The organism is Martinezella hainanensis (assembly GCF_900094555.1).
In the GTDB taxonomy this organism is placed as follows: domain Bacteria; phylum Pseudomonadota; class Alphaproteobacteria; order Rhizobiales; family Rhizobiaceae; genus Rhizobium; species Rhizobium hainanense.
On record NZ_FMAC01000015.1, the window covers coordinates 41,471 to 60,650 of the forward strand.

The 19,180-nt window shown below is 55.8% G+C and carries 19 protein-coding genes; 15 read left to right on the top strand and 4 right to left on the bottom strand.

Annotated features, from left to right (window positions below):
* Positions 1 to 10: 10 nt before the first annotated feature.
* Positions 11 to 973 (bottom strand): aminotransferase class IV, encoded by a 963-nt coding sequence (locus GA0061100_RS30085; RefSeq protein ID WP_075856520.1) that lies wholly within the window; start codon positions 971 to 973, stop codon positions 11 to 13.
* Positions 974 to 1,250: 277 nt separating this feature from the next.
* On the bottom strand, positions 1,251 to 1,709 hold the full coding sequence (locus GA0061100_RS30090; protein ID WP_075856597.1) for an Lrp/AsnC family transcriptional regulator: 459 nt from the start codon (positions 1,707 to 1,709) through the stop codon (positions 1,251 to 1,253).
* A 229-nt stretch (positions 1,710 to 1,938) separates the two neighbouring features.
* Between GA0061100_RS30090 and argE the strand changes: the two genes are divergently transcribed.
* Together argE and GA0061100_RS30100 are read left to right on the top strand one after the other, a co-directional pair.
* Complete coding sequence (gene argE / locus GA0061100_RS30095; RefSeq protein WP_280173863.1) at positions 1,939 to 3,066, top strand: acetylornithine deacetylase; 1,128 nt, start codon at positions 1,939 to 1,941, stop codon at positions 3,064 to 3,066.
* Positions 3,067 to 3,086: 20 nt separating this feature from the next.
* Positions 3,087 to 4,313, top strand: coding sequence for a D-amino acid dehydrogenase (locus tag GA0061100_RS30100; protein ID WP_075856521.1), 1,227 nt, complete (start codon positions 3,087 to 3,089; stop codon positions 4,311 to 4,313).
* A 105-nt stretch (positions 4,314 to 4,418) separates the two neighbouring features.
* On the opposite strand, the gene GA0061100_RS30105 is transcribed toward GA0061100_RS30100, so the two are convergent.
* Positions 4,419 to 5,795: an amidase gene (locus tag GA0061100_RS30105; RefSeq protein WP_075856599.1), complete on the bottom strand. Its 1,377-nt coding sequence runs from the start codon at positions 5,793 to 5,795 to the stop codon at positions 4,419 to 4,421.
* Positions 5,796 to 6,105: 310 nt separating this feature from the next.
* On the opposite strand from GA0061100_RS30105, the gene GA0061100_RS30110 reads away from it, so the two are divergent.
* The 13 genes from GA0061100_RS30110 (at position 6,106) to GA0061100_RS30170 (ending at position 18,810) form a co-directional block, all read left to right on the top strand.
* The gene (locus GA0061100_RS30110; RefSeq protein ID WP_075856522.1) at positions 6,106 to 7,203 is read left to right on the top strand and encodes a branched-chain amino acid ABC transporter substrate-binding protein; all 1,098 of its coding nucleotides are present in this window, start codon (positions 6,106 to 6,108) and stop codon (positions 7,201 to 7,203) included.
* 71 nt (positions 7,204 to 7,274) lie between these two features.
* Positions 7,275 to 8,177 (top strand): branched-chain amino acid ABC transporter permease, encoded by a 903-nt coding sequence (locus GA0061100_RS30115; protein ID WP_075856523.1) that lies wholly within the window; start codon positions 7,275 to 7,277, stop codon positions 8,175 to 8,177.
* 5 nt (positions 8,178 to 8,182) lie between these two features.
* Entirely contained in the window at positions 8,183 to 9,574 is a 1,392-nt protein-coding gene (gene livM / locus GA0061100_RS30120) for a high-affinity branched-chain amino acid ABC transporter permease LivM (RefSeq protein ID WP_075856524.1), read from the top strand.
* Entirely contained in the window at positions 9,574 to 10,437 is an 864-nt protein-coding gene (locus GA0061100_RS30125; protein ID WP_075856525.1) for an ABC transporter ATP-binding protein, read from the top strand. The genes livM and GA0061100_RS30125 overlap by 1 nt, the downstream gene beginning before the upstream one ends.
* Positions 10,437 to 11,165 (top strand): ABC transporter ATP-binding protein, encoded by a 729-nt coding sequence (locus GA0061100_RS30130; RefSeq protein ID WP_075856526.1) that lies wholly within the window; start codon positions 10,437 to 10,439, stop codon positions 11,163 to 11,165. Before GA0061100_RS30125 ends, GA0061100_RS30130 begins: the two co-directional genes overlap by 1 nt.
* 24 nt (positions 11,166 to 11,189) lie before the next feature.
* Complete coding sequence (locus GA0061100_RS30135; protein ID WP_075856527.1) at positions 11,190 to 11,558, top strand: DUF6867 family protein; 369 nt, start codon at positions 11,190 to 11,192, stop codon at positions 11,556 to 11,558.
* Between the two features lie 58 nt (positions 11,559 to 11,616).
* On the top strand, positions 11,617 to 12,045 hold the full coding sequence (locus GA0061100_RS30140; RefSeq protein ID WP_075856528.1) for a GlcG/HbpS family heme-binding protein: 429 nt from the start codon (positions 11,617 to 11,619) through the stop codon (positions 12,043 to 12,045).
* Positions 12,046 to 12,294: 249 nt separating this feature from the next.
* The gene (gene ehuB / locus GA0061100_RS30145; RefSeq protein ID WP_075856529.1) at positions 12,295 to 13,161 is read left to right on the top strand and encodes an ectoine/hydroxyectoine ABC transporter substrate-binding protein EhuB; all 867 of its coding nucleotides are present in this window, start codon (positions 12,295 to 12,297) and stop codon (positions 13,159 to 13,161) included.
* Between the two features lie 5 nt (positions 13,162 to 13,166).
* The gene (locus GA0061100_RS30150; RefSeq protein ID WP_159444820.1) at positions 13,167 to 13,790 is read left to right on the top strand and encodes an amino acid ABC transporter permease; all 624 of its coding nucleotides are present in this window, start codon (positions 13,167 to 13,169) and stop codon (positions 13,788 to 13,790) included.
* An 8-nt stretch (positions 13,791 to 13,798) separates the two neighbouring features.
* On the top strand, positions 13,799 to 14,452 hold the full coding sequence (gene ehuD, locus GA0061100_RS30155; protein WP_075856531.1) for an ectoine/hydroxyectoine ABC transporter permease subunit EhuD: 654 nt from the start codon (positions 13,799 to 13,801) through the stop codon (positions 14,450 to 14,452).
* Positions 14,449 to 15,615, top strand: a complete 1,167-nt coding sequence (locus GA0061100_RS30160; RefSeq protein WP_075856532.1) for a M24 family metallopeptidase — start codon at positions 14,449 to 14,451, stop codon at positions 15,613 to 15,615. Before ehuD ends, GA0061100_RS30160 begins: the two co-directional genes overlap by 4 nt.
* Positions 15,616 to 16,102: 487 nt before the next feature.
* Positions 16,103 to 17,377 carry a hypothetical protein gene (locus tag GA0061100_RS30165; protein ID WP_075856533.1) on the top strand — a complete coding sequence of 425 codons (1,275 nt, stop codon included), beginning with the start codon at positions 16,103 to 16,105 and terminating at the stop codon, positions 17,375 to 17,377.
* A gap of 227 nt (positions 17,378 to 17,604) precedes the next feature.
* Positions 17,605 to 18,810 (top strand): hypothetical protein, encoded by a 1,206-nt coding sequence (locus GA0061100_RS30170; RefSeq protein WP_244557993.1) that lies wholly within the window; start codon positions 17,605 to 17,607, stop codon positions 18,808 to 18,810.
* Between the two features lie 73 nt (positions 18,811 to 18,883).
* Here GA0061100_RS30170 and GA0061100_RS30175 read toward each other — a convergent pair whose 3' ends face one another.
* Positions 18,884 to 19,108: a hypothetical protein gene (locus GA0061100_RS30175; protein WP_075856534.1), complete on the bottom strand. Its 225-nt coding sequence runs from the start codon at positions 19,106 to 19,108 to the stop codon at positions 18,884 to 18,886.
* Between the last annotated feature and the right edge of the window lie 72 nt (positions 19,109 to 19,180).

The window sequence follows — 19,180 nt, forward strand, 5'->3', positions numbered from 1 at the left end:
GATCGACCCATCAAGAAAAGTAGCTGATTGGCGTCGACCACTTAGGATCAGAGTGCCGCTTCCAATACTCGTCCATCAGTGTTTTTGTTATTTCTCCAACACTGCCTGTGCCAATTGATCGCTCATTGACCTTGGTCACCGGCATCACACCACCTGCCGTCGATGTGATGAAGATCTCGTCTGCGCCAAAAAGGTCGTCCTGACTGACAGCTTTCTCAGCGACTGGGATCTGAAGTTCGCTGCAGATATCGAGAACCGATCGCCTGGTAATACCGGGAAGCACGTTCTTGGCCGGCGTGCTTACCTGTCCACCCCGGACAGCGAACACGTTGAACCCCGGGCCTTCCGCAATATTGCCTTCGAAGTCGAGTATCAGGGCTGTTTCTGCCTTTTGATCATAAGCGTCGTACAGCCCTTTCACGAGGTCAAGCCAGTGGTAGTTCTTGATCGTCGGATCCACGGATGCTGGCGGGATCCTAACAGTGCTGCTGATAGCCACATGAAGACCCCGCTTGAGCTGTTCCGCATTTGCAACAGATCCAAACGGAATAGCGAAGGCGATAAACCGATTGATTGCATCGCGAGGGTCGCGGCTGAAAGTCGGCGAACTTCCTCGTGTACAAATCATCTCGACATAAGCAGACCGGTGGCCCGACAAACCGACACAGTTCTGCAGAACGGTCGTGACCTCCTCACGCGAAAGGTTGATGCTCATTCGCAGCTTTTCCAGACCATTGAAAAAACGGTCGAGATGAAGGTCAAGCCGAAAAAACCGTCCGTCCCACACATGGACAGTATCGTAGGTGGCATCGGAATGAAGTAGGCCCCAATCCAGCACCGAAATTTTGGCTTGAGACATTGGCAAGTATTGCCCATCCATGTAGGCAATCCCGCTCGGGTAACGAGAATTGTCTTCATACTGGGCCGCTATTTCAGGACGGCCAACGGTTGGGACAGTCGATGCGTTCGACATTCGAAATACCTTTTCATGGTTTTTGGTAAATCCATTGTCTAGCAGCGCGACGATTGTAAAATTCCAAAATGGAAGTTCGTGCGACGCATTTGCCTCAAACCCAGCCTATAGGCGAAACACGTCCATCACCAGCAAGTAAACTTGCAAGGGTATGGCCGGCTTGCAGTCATAGCTCCATCCCGTCACACAGCTCCCTACGCGACAGCGGCTTACACAAGCAGGCGCTGAAGCCAGATCACACGAATTGTGCAGGTCAAAGACCGTCGATCGCGGAGACCTATATGCTAATACGAGGTTCGAATTTGACGCGATCGAGAGCGATCATGCTATTGAATTTTCTGACGTTCTTATTGGTATAAAGTTTAGTTTTCACGAACACGTCGAAAGCCTCAACGTCTTCAACCGAAACCACCAGAACAAAATCAGCGGTACCGGTCACCATGTAGCACTGAGTGACTTCAGGCGCTACGCGCATTGCCCGCTTGAATTCATCGACGAGGTCTAATCTTTCGCGGTCAAGTTCCACCGTCACAATCACTGAAAGACGCCGTCCCGCTACTTTGGGATCAATGAGACAGATGTCGGCGACGATAGCCTTCTCATCACGAAGCCGCTTAATGCGCCGCAAGCAAGAAGCGGCTGACGAGCCAACTTCCTCTGCAATTTCCGCAAACGATCGCCTGTTGTCCACTTGAAGAGCGCGAAGGATACGGCGATCTAATTCGTCCAATTCCACCAGGTCCACCTTCTCAATCGATGCATTCGGATGATTTATCCACGCCGAAAAAGCGTTATTTACGACGTAAATGCATCATCTACATATTATGTCTGACGCCTTTTGTCGAACCTGGCTTCTATCCTGAAATGAGTTACGCGGCAAGCGCGCCAATTCAAACATTTCCAGGGGTAGGAGATTCCTTTTGTCTGATGATGTACTCACAGATAGTCTGACGATCTTGGATCAGTTGGTGGGTTTTCGACCAATTTCGGATCGTAGCAACCTCCCATTGATCGACTTCTGCTGTCACCGCCTTAGGGAGGTCGGCGTCGCTACGAACGTTCTTCGGTCGCCTGGGGGCGACAAGGCAGCACTATACGCGACGATCGGCCCTAAGGTTGCGGGTGGCATCGTCCTGTCTGGTCATACTGATGTGGTTCCGGCTGACGGCCAGCCTTGGTCGTCCGATCCGTGGGCCGTAACCCGCAAAAATGGTAGGTTAGTTGGACGCGGAACGTCTGACATGCTGGGATTTGTAAGCCTTGCGCTGGCTGCCGCGTGCAGGTTCAGTAGGTACCAGCTGAGACGTCCTATCCATTTGGCGTTTTCGTATGACGAAGAAACGGATTGTAGTGGTGGAAAAATCCTCTCCGAGGTCATGGGCAGGACTCTTCCGACCCCTGAGTTGGTCGTGGTTGGAGAGCCCACCCAACAGGAAGTGGTCGTCGGTCACAAGGCGTATGCGGAACTTCGCACGAGGGTGGTGGGTCTGCCCGTGCATTCATCAAGGCTGGATTTAGGCGCTAGCGCCGTGACGATCGCAGCTCGACTTGTCAGCTACATCGATGATCTACACGCCGCTTACGCTCCCAAGAGCACGAGGATCGATCATCGTTTCAACCCTCCGTTCACGACGCTCCACTGCGGAACGTTTCGAGGTGGAACATCGCCGACCACCGTCGCGGCCGAGGCAGAATTTACAACAGACATCCGCACAATTCCCTCTGAGAACTATCTTGATTTCGTGAAGAAAATTGACGGCTTTGCGGACATGTTGGGACGTCGCCCATTGGTGCCAGATGGACCGACATGCTCGATCATGACCGAGGTACTCACAACCATCCCCGGCCTCACTCCATCGGTCAGCTCGTCCGCCTGTGACCTTCTCGGTTCGGCAGGGTTGTCAGTTGGTTCAGCCACGATCGCCGGAGGAACTGAAGCTGGGCTATTCCAAGCACAAGGATGGTCCACCGTAGTCTGCGGCCCTGGTGACCTTCGGCGAGCACATGTTGCCGATGAGTACATTGAAATCGACGAACTGCAGTCCTTCGCAAATGTCCTCGGAGCGTTCGCCGACCAACTTTGCACAGAATAACGAAAAGGGTCAAACGCTCAATGAAGCACGTAGTAGTGATAGGCGCCGGTATAACCGGCGTGACGACAGCGTACGCGTTATTGAAAGCCGGCTTGAAGGTCACCGTGATTGATAAAAATCGCTACGCGGCCATGGAGACGTCCTTTGCGAATGGTGGCCAGCTATCTGCCAGCAACGCGGAGGTCTGGACCAATCTTGGGACCATTATCAAGGGTCTGAAATGGATGTTGAGGCGAGACGCGCCACTTCTCGTCAACCCGTCTCCCAGTTGGCACAAATATTCATGGTTTACAAAATTTCTTCTTAGCGTGCCCTCGTATGAGCAGAACACGATCAAGACCGCGGAAATGGCGATCGAAGCCAGGCAGCACATGTTCGATATTGCGAAAGATGAGAATATCGATTTCGATCTGGTGAAGCGCGGGATCCTGCACGTTTATTACGACGCGCCAAGCTTGCGAGCGGCTGAAAGCGTCAATGAATTGCTGAGGCGCGGAGGGCTAGAGCGCCGACGAGTTGATCCGGCCGAGATCTCTGCCTTGGAACCAGCGCTCAAGGGAAATTTTGCTGGCGGCTACTATACGGAGTCCGACTTTACGGGCGATATTCATAAGTTCACTCGTGGTCTAGCAGATGCCTGCTCGAAAGCTGGAGGCAAGTTTCTGTTCGGAAGACAAGTGGAAAAGATCGAGCACGGTCCGAGGATCATAATATCGTCGTCGGTTGAAGGCGAAAAAGAATTAGAGGACATTGTTGCCGACGGCGTCGTCATTTGCGCCGGCGTCGGAAGCAGAAGACTCGCAACGATGGTCGGCGACAGCGTGGATGTCTACCCAGTAAAGGGCTATTCAATCACTGTGAATCTGGATTCACCGGAAGCTGAGGAAGGTGCTCCATGGGTCAGCTTGCTCGACGAGCAGGCGAAAATCGTTACCAGCCGGCTCGGCAGCAAGCGGTTGAGGGTTGCGGGTACGGCTGAGTTCAACGGAGAAAATCTCGATATAAGGCACGATCGAACGAAGCCGCTCATTGACTGGACGATCAAGAGGTTTCCTCGCGTGCCGACCAATAGCGTAGTCCCTTGGGCAGGACTCAGGCCCATGATGCCTAACATGATGCCGCAGGTTCGGTCCGGGAAGTCGGAAAACGTGTTCTACAACACAGGGCACGGCCATCTGGGGTGGACATTGAGTTGCCTCACCGCCGAGCTTGTCTCGCAACTGATCCGCACTTCGCTCACCAAGTAGTCATGAAGACCGGCGTCCGCCGAACCTTCGTTGGTAACAGATGCCCGTAAAGAGCGGGCATCTGCACAACATATGCTCCGTCTGATTCCGAGTTTGCAAGGCTGCTCAACGAGGCAGCCGCGCGTCGCTCCGGAGCGCTGCTATATCTCGTTCGATCAGTTCGCAAGCTTCTAGCACGAATGCATCCCGATGACGCCTCCCCACGACCTGCATTCCGACCGGCAACCCACGTGAAAGTCCGCACGGGATCGACGCTGCGGGTTGTTGAGTCAAGTTGAAAGGGTACGTGTATGGGTTCCACTCTAGCCAGCTTTTCATGCCAGAGCCTTCTGGGACAATTAGTCCTGCCTCTAGAGCAACAGATGGCATAGTTGGGGTAATGAGAAGATCGTAGCTCTCGTGGAAAATATTCATGTGCCTACCCAGTCCATCCCTCCGACTTAGTGCCGCGATTATCTGATCGCCGTTGACGCTGCCCAGAGCATTTATTTCCTCGATCAGACCTGCATCTACGATTTCCTTCGCAAACGGCCCCATCCCGGCAACCATGTTCGCAAATGCTGCGTAGTAAAGCGGACGTAGGATTTCGATCGGCTCGTCAAAGCCTGGATCAATTTCGTCGATCTCCCAGCCTTGTCCCCTCAATCTGCTGATTGCTTCATCGACAACCCGTATGACATCCTCATCGGGCTTGGCGTATCCGAGGGTTCGGCTGTAGGCCACTTTCAGATGTTGCCGCCGAGGCGAAGGTGGCAGCTTGAATGGTAGAGCTTGCCAATCCCGATTGTCAGGCTGAGCCACGACCTCAAACATTAGTATCGCATCAGCGACAGTCCGAGTAATCGGACCAATGTGTGTAAACTGGGGAAGCGCACCAACTGGAAATGCTGGAACGACACCGAATGTTGGCTTGAACCCTACGACGCCGCAGAACGAAGCAGGTATCCTGATTGAACCAGCGCCATCGGTACCGATATTAAGCGGCGCAATGCCTAATGCCGCAGTGACCGCAGCCCCTCCACTGCTGCCGCCTGATGTTCGGCTTCTATTCCAGGGATTGAGCGTCGACCCCGTAAGCGCGTTGTCGCAGACACCCTTCCATCCAAGTTCTGGCATCGTCGTAATACCTAGGATGATTGAGCCTGCTTCGCGAAGCCTCGCAACAGCGGGCGAATCCTCTTCACCCATTTTAGACCTGAGCGTCGAGCCCCAGTTCGAGGTCCAGTCTCGAACAAGGCAGTTGTCCTTGGCCGTCGATAGAACTCCATCGAGCAGCCCAAGAGGATCTCGCTTGAACCAGCGCTCTTCGGAACGCCGCGCTTGCTTGAGGATTTCATCCCTATCTGGCACGCGGATGAAATTGAGATCGCTATTTTCATCGAGTGCCGCCAATGCCAAATTTGCGATTTCGACCGGCGAGGCTTCCTTGTTTTGAAACAAGGTCAACTGGTCTTTCGCTGTCGGCAGATTTGAAGCCACCATGTCCATATCCTCCAATGTAGACGATGCATAACCCGTGGGTCATATGAGTCATTTACTGGAAGACCTCGTCACATGGATTTCAAAGAACATCCCGCTGTGACGCATTGCTCGAAAAGCGCGACGAGCAATGAAACCTTTTTGTCACGAGTTGATGTGAACGACGGAGCTTTTCGGCCAAGTGGTGCGATCTCCTCGCGTCAACGCCTTCTTTGATTTACATGGTGCGCGATCACAATAATTTTGGCGTAAACACGTCGGAACCGCTCCCTACTCTTCATCTCGTCACTTAAACAAGAACAGGGGTTCCAAAATGAAAAGAGTACTGTTGTCAGCTGCACTCGCTATGGCCTTGTGCCAAACTGCCCATGCAGAGATGGTGATCGGTTGGGCTGGCCCACTCACTGGCGGAAGCGCAGCGCTGGGTGATCAGTCCAAGAACGGCGTGACGCAAGCTGTCGAAGACATCAATGCAAAGGGAGGCATTCTCGGCGAAAAAGTTCGAGTTCAATTCGAAGATGATGCTGGTGATCCGAAACAGGCGATCTCGGTCGCAAATCGCCTCGTCGCGGCGGGCGTGAAGTTTGTGGTTGGCCACCAGAATTCAGGTGCGTCTATTCCAGCGTCGGAGGTTTACGCGGAGGATGGAGCGATCATGATTTCGCCCTCCTCTACAAACCCTGAACTGACGGAACGCGGACTGCAGAATGTTTTCAGAACATGCGGTCGTGACGACCAGCAAGGACAAATTGCGAGCCAGTTCATTCTCAAGCAATACGCTGGAAAGAAGATTTTCATCGTCCAAGACAAGACTCCCTACGGCGTGGGACTTGCCGATGAAGTGAAGAAAGGTATCAACGCCGGCGGGTTAACCGAAGTCGGCTATGAAGGCATAACCGTCGGCGAAAAGGATTACACTGCGCTCATCTCCAAGATCAAAGAGGCGAACGCGGACGTTGTCTACTTCGGAGGCATCTATACCGAAGGCGCACTTATTCTGCGGCAGATGCGCGAAAGTGGCATGAATGCACCTTTCCTTGGCGGGGATGGTCTGTTCAGTTCTGAGTTCTCTGCGATCGCCGGCTCGGGAGCCGAAGGATCTGTTTTTGCGACTTTCGGACCGGACCCGACCAAGAACGCATCGGCGAAGGATGTTGTGACCCGCTTTGCCGCGAAGAATTTGAACCCTGAAGGCAACACTCTATACGCGTACGCCGGCGTTCAGGTGATCGCGCAAGCGATCGAGGCTTCAAAATCGAAAGATCCCGAGGCGGTGTCAGCAACGATACATTCCGGCAAGACTTTCGACACTGTGATCGGACCCCTGTCATTCGACAACAAGGGCGACATCACGCGGCTCGACTTCGTATTCTACAGGCTGGACCAGGGCAAGTTCGTGGAGCTTCCATAGTCGCTCGCGCCTGACCTGACGCTTCAGGTCAGGCGTTCTGTTCGGCGTTCCAATCATTACAGGAATCTCCCGTGGAATACTTTATCCAGCAGCTCTTCAACGGGCTGACTCTCGGTTCCATCTATGGTCTCGTTGCTATTGGCTATACGATGGTTTATGGCATTGTCGGCATGATCAATTTCGCCCATGGCGATGTCTTCATGCTCGGTGGTTTCGCTGCTCTTATCGTCTTTCTCGTTCTCACATCGATTTTCGCAGGTCTTCCGGTAGCAGTTCTTCTGCTGGCGATGCTTGTTGTTGCGATGCTGATGACGAGTTTGTGGAATTGGACGATCGAGCGAGTTGCATACCGTCCGCTGCGCGGTTCGTTCCGCCTGGCGCCGCTGATCACCGCAATCGGCATGTCGATCACGCTTTCCAACTTCATCCAGGTGACGCAGGGCCCGCGCAACAAGCCGATCCCGCCGCTGGTCAGCTCGGTCTATAATATCGGCGGCATCTCGGTCTCGCTGAAGCAGATCATCATCATCGTCATCACCGTCGTTCTCCTGGCTGCCTTCTGGTACCTCGTGAACCGCACGGCGCTCGGCCGCGCCCAGCGCGCCACCGAGCAGGACCGCAAGATGGCGGCGCTTCTCGGCGTCAATGTCGACCAGACGATCTCCATCACCTTCATCATGGGTGCGGCACTCGCCGCCGTCGCCGGCACGATGTACCTGATGTATTACGGCGTCGCCTCCTTCACCGATGGCTTCACGCCCGGCGTCAAGGCGTTCACGGCAGCCGTTCTCGGCGGTATCGGCTCGCTGCCGGGCGCCGTCTTCGGCGGCCTGCTGATCGGCCTGATCGAATCGCTGTGGTCGGCCTATTTCACCATCGCCTACAAGGACGTCGCGACCTTCGCGATCCTGGCTTTCGTCCTGATCTTCAAGCCGACCGGTATTCTCGGACGGCCGGAAGTCGAGAAGGTATAACCGTCATGGCAAACATCGAAACTTCCGCAGACAAGCCCGCGGGCGGGCTTGTCCAGAAGGGCATCCGTGAAGCGTTCTTCACCGGTCTCGTCTCGCTCGGCCTGTTCGTTCTCTATGTCGGTCTCGGCACCCAGCAGAACATCAACAACGAACTGATCATCGTCCAGCGCTGGGGCCTGCTGGCGATCTTCGTCGCCATCGCCGCCATCGGCCGCTTCGTCATGGTCGTCTTCGTCCAGCCGAATGTCGACCGCCGCAAGCTTGCCAAGGCAAAGCACGGCGAGCTCGACATCTCGACCGACAAGAGCTTCTTCCACACGCATTTCCTGAAGATCGCCCTGGCGGCGCTGCTGCTCTATCCCGTCGTCATCTACGCGCTGGTCGGCGCGCAGGGCTCGCTGAAGTGGGTCGACAATTTCGGGATCCAGATCCTCATCTACGTGATGCTCGCCTGGGGCCTCAACATCGTCGTCGGCCTCGCCGGTCTTCTCGACCTCGGCTATGTCGCCTTCTATGCCGTCGGCGCCTATTCCTACGCGCTGCTGTCTTCCTATTTCGGGCTGTCCTTCTGGGTGCTGCTGCCGCTGTCGGGCATCTTCGCCGCTCTCTGGGGCATCATCCTCGGCTTCCCGGTCCTGCGTCTGCGCGGCGACTACCTCGCCATCGTGACGCTCGCCTTCGGCGAGATCATCCGCCTGGTGCTGATCAACTGGACGGATGTCACCAAGGGCACGTTCGGCATCTCCGGCATTCCGAAGGCGACGCTGTTCGGCATTCCCTTCGATGCGACCTCCGGCGGCTTTGCCAAGCTGTTCGGCCTGCCGATGTCGTCGGCCTATTACAAGATCTTCCTGTTCTATCTGATCCTGGCGCTCTGCCTGATCACGGCCTACGTCACCATCCGGCTCCGCCGCATGCCGATCGGCCGCGCCTGGGAGGCTCTGCGCGAAGACGAGATCGCCTGCCGTTCGCTCGGCATCAACACCGTGACGACCAAGCTCACCGCCTTTGCGACGGGCGCAATGTTCGGCGGCTTTGCCGGCTCGTTCTTCGCCGCGCGCCAGGGCTTCGTCTCGCCTGAATCCTTCGTCTTCCTGGAATCGGCCGTCATCCTCGCCATCGTCGTTCTCGGCGGTATGGGCTCGCTGACGGGGATCGCGATCGCCGCCGTCGTCATGGTCGGCGGTACCGAAGTGCTGCGCGAGATGGACTTCCTCAAGGTCGTCTTCGGACCGGACTTCACGCCGGAACTCTACCGCATGCTGCTCTTCGGCCTCGCCATGGTCGTGGTCATGCTGTTCAAGCCGCGCGGCTTCGTCGGCTCGCGTGAACCGACCGCCTTCCTCAAGGAGCGCAAGGCGGTATCCGGAAGCTTCACCAAGGAGGGCCATGGCTGATGAGCCCTGTAGAAACGATGTCCAACGATACCCTGCTCAAGGTCGAGCACCTGTCGATGAAGTTCGGCGGCCTGATGGCCATCAACGACCTCTCCTTCGAAGCCAAGCGCGGCGATATCACTGCGCTGATCGGCCCGAACGGCGCAGGCAAGACCACCGTGTTCAACTGCATCACCGGCTTCTACAAGCCGACGATGGGCATGATCACCATGAACCACAAGGACGGAAAGCAGCATCTGCTCGAGCGTCTGCCCGACTTCCGGATCACCAGGGAAGCCAAGGTCGCCCGTACCTTCCAGAACATCCGCCTGTTCTCCGGCCTGACGGTTCTCGAGAACCTGCTGGTCGCGCAGCACAACAAGCTGATGAAGGCCTCGGGTTACACGATCCTCGGCCTGCTCGGCATCGGCGGCTACAAGAAGGAAGCGGCAGCCTCCATCGAGCTCGCCCGCCACTGGCTGGAAAAGGCCGATCTGATCGATCGCGCCGACGACCCGGCCGGCGATCTGCCCTACGGCGCCCAGCGCCGCCTGGAAATCGCCCGTGCCATGTGCACCGGTCCGGAGCTGCTCTGCCTCGACGAACCGGCCGCCGGTCTCAACCCGCGCGAATCGCTGGCACTCAACGAGCTGCTGCGCAGCATCCGCGCCGATACCGGAACGTCGATCCTGCTCATCGAGCACGACATGTCGGTGGTCATGGAGATTTCCGACCACGTCGTCGTTCTCGAATATGGCCAGAAGATCTCCGACGGCACGCCCGAACACGTGAAGAACGACCCGAAGGTCATCGCGGCCTATCTCGGTGTCGAAGACGAAGAAGTTGAAGAGGTCATCGCGACCGTAGAAGGGGGCGCACACTGATGGCCGGGGAACAGCTTCTCAAGGTTCAGGGCGTCGAGACCTATTACGGCAATATCCGCGCGCTCGCCGGCATCGATGTCGAAGTCAACAAGGGTGAGATCGTCAGCCTGATCGGCGCCAACGGCGCCGGCAAGTCGACGCTGATGATGACGATCTGCGGCAGCCCGCAGGCGCGCACCGGCTCGATCACCTTCGACGGCCGCGACATCACCAAGATGCCGACGCACGAAATCGCGCGTCTGCGTATCGCCCAGTCTCCGGAAGGACGCCGTATTTTCCCGCGCATGACCGTGCTGGAAAATCTGCAGATGGGCGCCGGCCTCGATAACCTCAAATACTTCCACGAGGATCTGGAGAAGATCTTCGTGATGTTCCCGCGCCTCAAGGAACGCCAGACGCAGCGCGGCGGCACGCTTTCGGGCGGCGAACAGCAGATGCTGTCGATCGGCCGCGCGCTGATGGCGCGTCCGAAGCTGCTGCTGCTCGACGAACCGTCGCTCGGCCTCGCACCGCTGATCGTCAAGGGCATCTTCGAGGCGATCAAGAAGCTCAACGAAACCGAAGGCCTGACGGTCTTCCTCGTCGAGCAGAACGCATTTGCCGCCCTCAAGCTTTCGCATCGCGCCTACGTGATGGTGAACGGCAAGGTGACGATGAGCGGTTCCGGCAAGGAACTGCTCGCCAATCCCGAAGTCCGCGCCGCCTATCTCGAAGGCGGACGGCACTGATCCGGGCAGAAGGGAGACTTTGACATGCAGGGACTTTTCTTCGAACCGGACATGGGCGTCAGAACCGTCATCCGCGCCATCGTCATGCTCATCGGTTTCTGGACCGCATGGCGTGCCGGCAAGGCCGCAGCCGAAAGCTGGAGCGATTACCCGCTGGTGATCGCCTACACCTTCCTGCTCGCCTGGGTGATGCAGTTCCTGCATCACGCGCTGTTCAACGGCCCGATGCTGAGCGGCTTCTACTACGCCATCGATTTCGTGCTGCTGCTCGTCTTCTCGACGGCCGGCTTCCGCTTCCGCCGCACCAATCAGATGGTCAACAACTATTACTGGCTGTACGAAAAAACTTCCGCGTTTACTTGGACAAGCACGGCCGGCCAGTCCAGACACTAGGCGTCCTCGCAAAAGAAAATTCCGATACCCGAAGTAGGCACAATCACACAGGGCTTCTATGCAAAACATCCTACGACTTGATTTGGAAGACGCTCGTCTCATCGTGGCCGGGGCTGAGCGACATGCACAGAAGATTGCAGTCCCAGTCTGCATAGCCATCACCGATGAAAGCGGTCAGCTTGTCGCTTTCATTCGAATGCAGGGTGGCAAAGTCACGTCGTCAACGATCGCGATCGACAAAGCGTTTACCGCTGCTGGAGCGAAGAAGGCGACACATGATTACGGTGTGGCCAGCCAACCAGGCGCTCCGGCATATGGCATCTCCTCGGCGATCGGCGGGCGGTTAATTGTCGTCGCAGGGGGGTTGCCTGTGGTGTTTGAGAACGAGGTCGTCGGAGGGGTTGGCGTGTCATCAGGCACGCCGTCTCAAGATCAGGAGATCGCGCAAGCGGGAATTGACTATTGGCTATCGGAACGTTGTCAGTAGAGTGGGCTCCGTTCCGCTGACATCCGCTCAAGAGGAACTGCGCAGGCTCAATCGGCGATGCTCTCATGATGTACTGCTCTACTTTGCGGCGGTGCCCGTAGTTTTAGCAGGCGCACCACAAACGGATAGAATGAGCCAAAACGTCCGTCCATTTGACGTTTCTGCATCATAAATTGCCACCCTTTGAAGCGTTTACTAATCGGCGGGCGCTACACTTTCGTTAATCAAAACATAAGTGGGAACCCGAAGATGAAAGCTAAATCGAAAACTATCGAATTCGCCTTGGCGGCCGCAACATTCCTTGCGGCCAGCAACTCCATGGCAGAAACAACCCTTGAGAGGGCGCGTGCAACGGGATCGATCACAATCGGAATTTCCACAGAAGTTCCATTCAGCTTTATTGAAGCCGGACAACCCGCCGGGGCTGACGTGGTAGTATTCAAGCACGTGGCATCGAAACTGGGGATCCATGAGGTCCGCGCTGTGCTCTCTGAGTTCTCATCGCTGATCCCGGGTCTTCAAGCGGACCGTTTCGATGTCATCGTGGCTGGGATGTACGTCAAACCAAACCGTTGCACGCAGGTCCTTTTCACTACGCCTATGCACGCGCAGGGCGACGCGGTTGTTACGCTCAGCGGGAATTCCAAAGGCATCACAAGCTATAAATCCATCGCGGCTGATCCCACCATCAAGATTGGCTATATTGCAGGTGGAACGGGTGTCGGTGCGAACCTCACGGCATCTGGCATATCTCCAGGGCAAATCTCGACATACCAGGATAATCTGGCAGGCGTTGCCGCGCTTAAGGCCGGTCGCATAAACGCCTACGCCAGCACCTCAGTCATCGTTCAGACACTCCTCAATAAACTGAACGATCCTACTGTTGAACGTGTTCGGCCCTTCGAGCAGCCTCTAGTCGATGGCAAGACTGTTGTCGGCTTTGGTGCCTTTGCTGTGCGGAAGGGCGACGAGGATCTCCGCGACGCGCTTAATGTGGAACTGAAGAAATACCTTGGAACACCCGAACACTTGAATGCCGTGGGTCCTTTTAATCTCAGTAGCGACGAGATAGTGCCCGCACTTGCTGCCGAGACCGATCGCCTCTGCAGCGAGTGACGGGGGTGGATTACCTGACTTCGCTCGTCGACGGCCTTGTGATCACCTTAGTGATCACAATCGCCGCCTACGCAACCAGTATCGTCATCGCTCTGCCGGCAGGCTTGGTATCGAAGAGTGCATTACTCCGGGCATTAATCACCGTCTACGTCGAACTTTTCCGCGGTACATCGGCTGTCGTCCAGCTATTTTGGATCTTTTACGTCCTGCCGATTTTGGGGATCCGGATCGATCCCATTCCTGCCGCGATCGTCGCGATCGGGCTCAATATTGGAGCTTACAGCGTCGAAACAATAAGGGCAGCTGCGGCGACGGTCCCGAGAGGTCAACGCGAAGCCGCACAATCACTTGGACTTTCGCGTTATCAGTTAACTCTTCTAGTGACCCTTCCACAGGTCATTCGAAAAATCATCCCCATGCAGACAAACCTCTTGATCGACACCTTGAAGCTTTCGTCGATAGTATCACTAATTACGATTCAGGACCTTACGTTCAGCGCGAATACGCTTAGCCAGACCACCGGTTCGTTCTGGCTTCCGTACGCAATTGCCATGTTGTTTTATTGGCTCGTCACCCTGATCTTTTCAGCGGCCGGTAGGCGCGTTGAAGTGTTCCTCAAAGTACCGTGAGGTGACGCGTGTTCGATTTCGGTTTCGCATCGGCGATAAGTGGCGAGCTTCTAAGTGCTGCGATCGTGACTTTCTGGATCACGGCAATAGCGTTTTCGATCGCCGTTATCATGGGAGCCCTAGCGACCCTTTTAATCCGGAGCAACTCTCGAGCGCTAGCTTTGCCCTACGGCGTCGCATCCAGCTTCTTCAGAGGCACCCCGCTCCTAACACAAATTCTCTTTGTGTACTTTGTTTTGCCCGAGATTGGTCTCTCACTTAGCCCGGCGGTTACGGGTATCGTGGTCTTGTCAGTCCACTACAGCTTCTTTCTTGCAGAAGTTTACCGCGCCCTTCTCGATGCTATCCCGCGTGGGCAGTGGGAGGCTTCAGCAGCTTTAGGGTTGTCACGGTCGAAGGCCTTTTTCTTCGTAATCTTTCCGCAAGTTCGAAAAAACGGTGTCGCTCCAGTAGGAAATTACCTTCTGTCGATGTTTAAGGAGACCCCATTGTTGGCGACGATCTCCGTTACCGAGCTCATGTTCACCGCGAAATATGTCGGATCAGAGTACTTCCGGTACATCGAGCCACTGACGATCGCGGGTGCCATATACCTGGCGATGTCCCTGCCGTTTGCTATTGCCATTCGAGCTTATGAACGAAAAGGAGTTGTACCGCGATGAAGCCCTTAACGAATTTTACAAAGGCCGAACTCGACGGTCGGATAGAGCTCCTTCGAAGGGAGATGCTCGACGCCGAAGTCGATGCCGTGATACTGGCTTCAGCACCAAACGTCGGTTATTTCACAGACCTAAACGACCAATTCCCATGGGCGGTGACGTCTAGGGCAGCCTTTATCATGATTTCGCTCGGGGGCACCATGTCGGTTTTCCTGCCTGAAGTGATGCAAACCCTGTGGCGTGAAGACAAACCTGATGCCACCATTGTCTCGTGGCCATCACCTCGACCAGGTGACGAAGGAATCACCGAACTAGCTGCGGCGATTAACCGGCTACCTTCGCGATTCGGGAAGATTGGCTTTGAGATCGGGCCTGAGTCGCGCTTACAGATGACCATTTCGGATTGGACACGGCTTATTTCCATGACGCCATCCTTCCAGCGAGTTGATTGTTCGTCTATTTGCATGAACGTACGAATGTGCAAGTCCGAAGCGGAGGTCGCACGCATTATCGCCGCAGGAGAGATTTTCGGAAACGCCCTTCAAGCTTTGAAGGTAGGCCACGTCGAGGGGGTGAGCGAAAGGGCTCTAGCGGGAAAAGTTTTAAGCAAGGCGATGGACCTCGGAGCAGATAACGAAAACTTTTTGGCATTTGGATCGGGGCCTGGCGGATACCACAGCGTGGTTGCAAGCCCAGGCATCCGGGAACTCAAAACCGGAGATTTGTTCACAATAGACGCAGGTATCCGGTACTCGAGCTATTACTGCGACTTCAATCGAAACTTCGCTGTCGGCAAGGCCACAGATCATATTCTTCGCGCGTATGATGCGCTCATAGAGGCCGTTGAGGCTGGCGTTAATGCATGCCGTCCGGGCAACACAGCGAGAGACGTTTACGCAGCGCAGGCAAATGCTCTTTTTGCTCGAGGATTTGAGGGCGGAAAGCTAGGCCGGTTCGGTCACGGTCTCGGTCGCCAGATCACGGAACCGCCGTCGAACGCTGCAACCGATCAAACCATCCTTCGGGAAGGAATGATATTGGCGATCGAGCCTGCCGTAATGCTTCCTGGCGGTGCCCTCATGGTACATGAAGAGAATGCGCTGGTGTCGGCTGATGGCCCACGTTACCTCTCTCCCCTTGCGCCGGCGGATTTGCCTATACTTTGATAAGGGCTCCAACTTGCGCTCACCGAAACTGACTTCGCGACGTTAGGTTGAAACGATCAACCCGAACGTTTTACCTAGGTTGCGGCATTCAGATTATATCCTCTTGCCGCACGGCAAGCCTTCGTTTCAGCTCGCGAAGCTTCCGCATTTCTTGATGTCGCGACCCTATGAACACCGCCTGCGATCGAGGGTTGGAACGCGATAGTCGATTAGGAGCGCTATCCTGGCAGAGGCGATTGCTTAGATCGTCGGAGCGTCATCGACCCCGGTGGAGGAGTTTCTGGCGCAGCTGGTCCGAAAAAACAAGTTTGGCCTCCATTTAACGGACGAGCCTATCATGCTCCACCGGGTCTCGACGTCATCCGGAACGTCGATAATAAGCCGGCACCAAAAAGCAGGCTCAGGCCTACGGAGCATAGATTCTCTCAGCGGCCACTTAGGCATAGCAGGCAAATCCTTAATTGGACATCGAACAGGGCACTAGTGCATGCAAATGACGCGATCCGAGCTTTATGAGCGCGTAAGCGCGTCCCCGCTCAGCAAGCTTGCCGATGAATTTGGTGTTTCCGGTACGGTCTTGGCTGCATTGTGCAAGAAACATCAGGTCCCCTACCCTGGCTCTGGATACTGGACACGTAAATCACTCGGCATCGAAGCGGAACTCCCTGCCCTGCCGCAAGCTCCTGACGAAGTGATCGAGATCATTCGAGCGCGTCCGAAAGCACGACAACCGAGGCCACCCAAAGATCCCGCCGCAAAGGACAAAACCACCAAGAAAAATCGCATCGAACATCATCCACTGCTGTTCGGTGTCGAGGGCCATTTGCGGAAGTCGAGAGAGGTGAAGGATGGCGAGTTCCTGCGGCCCTATAAGCGACTTCTCCCCGATGTTATCTGCTCTGAGCCCGCCCTGCCCAGGGCACTTCGTATCGTGAACGCCCTCTACCTTGCGCTGCATGAGCGAGGCTATCGCGTTCACATCGCCCCACACGGCGATGATATCGCTCGTATTCGAGTGCCGGAGCAAGAAATCGAACTCAAGGACCGAAAGTACGGGCGCTACTACTCAAGCGGGATTTGGGGTCCGGACCGACCGACTATCTTCTATATCGACAGTGTTCCGATAGGTCTGGCAGTCACCGAAATGACTGAAAGGGTGACGATGCGATATGTCAACGGCGACTACTATCGTGAAGATAGCAAGCTCGTCCGCTCGATGAAGTCATGGCAGATGACCCATTCATGGACGACCGAACAGGACATGCCCTCCGGGCGCCTGCGGATAATTGCCTACTCCCCCAAGAGGGGTGTTGAATGGTCCGCTCGCTGGCAGGACACGTTAAATGAGCCTCTCGAGAAGGCCATCTCGACGATTGTCGAGACACTGCAAGGCTCGCATGATCACATTTTGGAGCTGATGATTGCGAAAGATGTAGCCGAAGCCAAGAGGAAGAAGGAACGGGAGGAGGAATGGGAACGCTACGAGAGACGGGAGGATGCCAGGAGGGTCGCTCAGGCTCTCGCAGACAGCCAACAGCAACTCGCGGAAACCATTGAGAAATGGGGGAAAGCGATGGTTGTCGAACGCTTCTTCACCGATGCGGAGGAACAGCTAACCAAGCTCGATGACGAGCGTCGTCGCCACTTGCAGCAACGGCTGAATATGGCGAGGGCCATGGTAGGCAGCATCGATCCGCTGGACTTCATCGAGAATTGGCGAGCACCCGATGAAAGATACCGATCAAAGTATCAGAAGGAATAGCAGCGCATGCTAGAAGGTCATCTCCTATCAGCTTGGTGCGGGCACTCGCCTAGCAAAGGCACCTGAAGATGCCACAACGGAAGCTTTCCAGGGAGGAACTATTCGCGCTCCTATGGGAGAAACCGACCAGTGAGATCGCCAGCGAACTTGGCTTGTCGGATGTTGCCATAGGAAAGCTTTGCACGAAGTTGCAGGTCCCTAAGCCACCACGGGGATATTGAGCACGTATGCAGGCCGGACAACGACCTCGCAAACCGAGCCTGGTGGCCTTTCGCGAGGAACTTGAAGCGAAACGGCGTGACGAACAGCGCGAGAGATCAGCGGAGTCACTTTCGAAACTGCAACGCCAATTCCTTGAACATGCCCTGGCTGAGATCAACAGCAAATCCAGCGGTACCGCTCCACTAGGCCCGAGGCCGCTCGTAGATATCAATCTCGATATCGCGGCGCAGGCTCTCGTGATTATCCAAGGCAGGGCTCAAGCGTGGGTGGAAGAAGGCCGCATCGCCACACGGTGGGGACCTTCCGTTCGCAATACCGTCGGCCGGTTGATCGAACGATTGCTGCCGCTCGCGAGGGAGCAACTCCTTGTGTTCGAGACCGAAAGCAAACGGACCTCTTTCCGGGCGGACGGACCGGTGATTTTCATTCGCCTGACCAAGCAATTGCAGGAGAGGATCGCCGGACTAGCCAATATTGTCCGAGATCAGGAGTTGCAGCATGTCGTCATGCCACTCATTGCGGCCGATCATGCTTGGTCCACGCACCACCTCTACTCGCCGGAATCTCAACTGTTTCTCGACAGTTGGCTTTGTATTTCGGCCGGCGAGATTTGGGTCGAGTGGAACCGGAAGTCTTGGCGCGAGGACGATCCGCCGGAGCGACATGCCACCAACCGCATGCGGCTCCGCGACGTGATGCCGGTCGATTTCCTGTCGTCTTCGGACAAGACGCTTTCACCGGTGATCTCCAGCGTGGCAATTAAGCCCTACGCCGATCGCCTTCGCGCCCTGCAAGAGGCGGAACGGGTTCACGAAATGATGAGCACTGCCGCTTACGCTATGCAGAAGGAGGTCCCGGGAGAGTTTCTCTCCGTAGTGGACCGATTGTGGTTTGGGGACGAACGTCCCTTCCAAGCGGCACGCGATGCTTTTCGGCATGTCGAAACAGAGCTTGAACGATGGGAAACCGAGCTTGAGGCGGAACGATCAGCGCTCGCTCGATCAATTCTCGGGATCGTGTCGGGGGACATCGTGACGTCTGAGAGCCGTGGCAAGGTATTGCGGCTTTCTGTTACGAGCGTAACCCTTTACTCGGGCGAAAGTAGCGTCAGCTTCGTCGTGTCCGGAATTCGCTTCCGAAAAGACGGAACGCTCGGCAAACTGCATGAGACGTTGAATTTATCCTTTGCTGACGAAAAGCGACCTCGATAGCGAAGGCGGCGGAATGTTTGGTAGAGGTTTCTCACATTGGTTTATCCGACGGTCGCTCCCTAAGCAGGCGAAGTCACCCCATCAGGCGCATCAGAGCAGACTTAAGCTCATCTACGGTCATAGCTTTCACCTTTTGCGGCGAATAGACGATTTTACCGCCCAAGATCATGACTGCTGAGGGTAAATCGGGATCGCTCTCCAAAGACAGCGATAGCAAATATCCGGCCTCATCCCTGTCATTGAAAAGCATGATTAGGCATGCGGCCGTTACGGCTGCCCTGATCGGATCGGAGACCATTATACCTCCTATGGCTCAGTGCACTTCGCAGATTGGCTGCGCTGTGAAACTGCGATAGACCGCGGCGTCAGG

Coding starts and splice junctions, on each gene's coding strand:
- GA0061100_RS30160 (WP_075856532.1), top strand. CDS start 14,449: ATGAAGCCCTTAACGAATTTTACAAAGGCCGAACTCGACGGTCGGATA.
- GA0061100_RS30130 (WP_075856526.1), top strand. CDS start 10,437: ATGGCCGGGGAACAGCTTCTCAAGGTTCAGGGCGTCGAGACCTATTAC.
- GA0061100_RS30125 (WP_075856525.1), top strand. CDS start 9,574: ATGAGCCCTGTAGAAACGATGTCCAACGATACCCTGCTCAAGGTCGAG.
- GA0061100_RS30135 (WP_075856527.1), top strand. CDS start 11,190: ATGCAGGGACTTTTCTTCGAACCGGACATGGGCGTCAGAACCGTCATC.
- GA0061100_RS30085 (WP_075856520.1), bottom strand. CDS start 973: ATGTCGAACGCATCGACTGTCCCAACCGTTGGCCGTCCTGAAATAGCG.
- GA0061100_RS30165 (WP_075856533.1), top strand. CDS start 16,103: ATGCAAATGACGCGATCCGAGCTTTATGAGCGCGTAAGCGCGTCCCCG.
- GA0061100_RS30100 (WP_075856521.1), top strand. CDS start 3,087: ATGAAGCACGTAGTAGTGATAGGCGCCGGTATAACCGGCGTGACGACA.
- livM (WP_075856524.1), top strand. CDS start 8,183: ATGGCAAACATCGAAACTTCCGCAGACAAGCCCGCGGGCGGGCTTGTC.
- GA0061100_RS30110 (WP_075856522.1), top strand. CDS start 6,106: ATGAAAAGAGTACTGTTGTCAGCTGCACTCGCTATGGCCTTGTGCCAA.
- GA0061100_RS30170 (WP_244557993.1), top strand. CDS start 17,605: ATGCAGGCCGGACAACGACCTCGCAAACCGAGCCTGGTGGCCTTTCGC.
- GA0061100_RS30140 (WP_075856528.1), top strand. CDS start 11,617: ATGCAAAACATCCTACGACTTGATTTGGAAGACGCTCGTCTCATCGTG.
- GA0061100_RS30105 (WP_075856599.1), bottom strand. CDS start 5,795: ATGGTGGCTTCAAATCTGCCGACAGCGAAAGACCAGTTGACCTTGTTT.
- GA0061100_RS30175 (WP_075856534.1), bottom strand. CDS start 19,108: ATGGTCTCCGATCCGATCAGGGCAGCCGTAACGGCCGCATGCCTAATC.
- ehuB (WP_075856529.1), top strand. CDS start 12,295: ATGAAAGCTAAATCGAAAACTATCGAATTCGCCTTGGCGGCCGCAACA.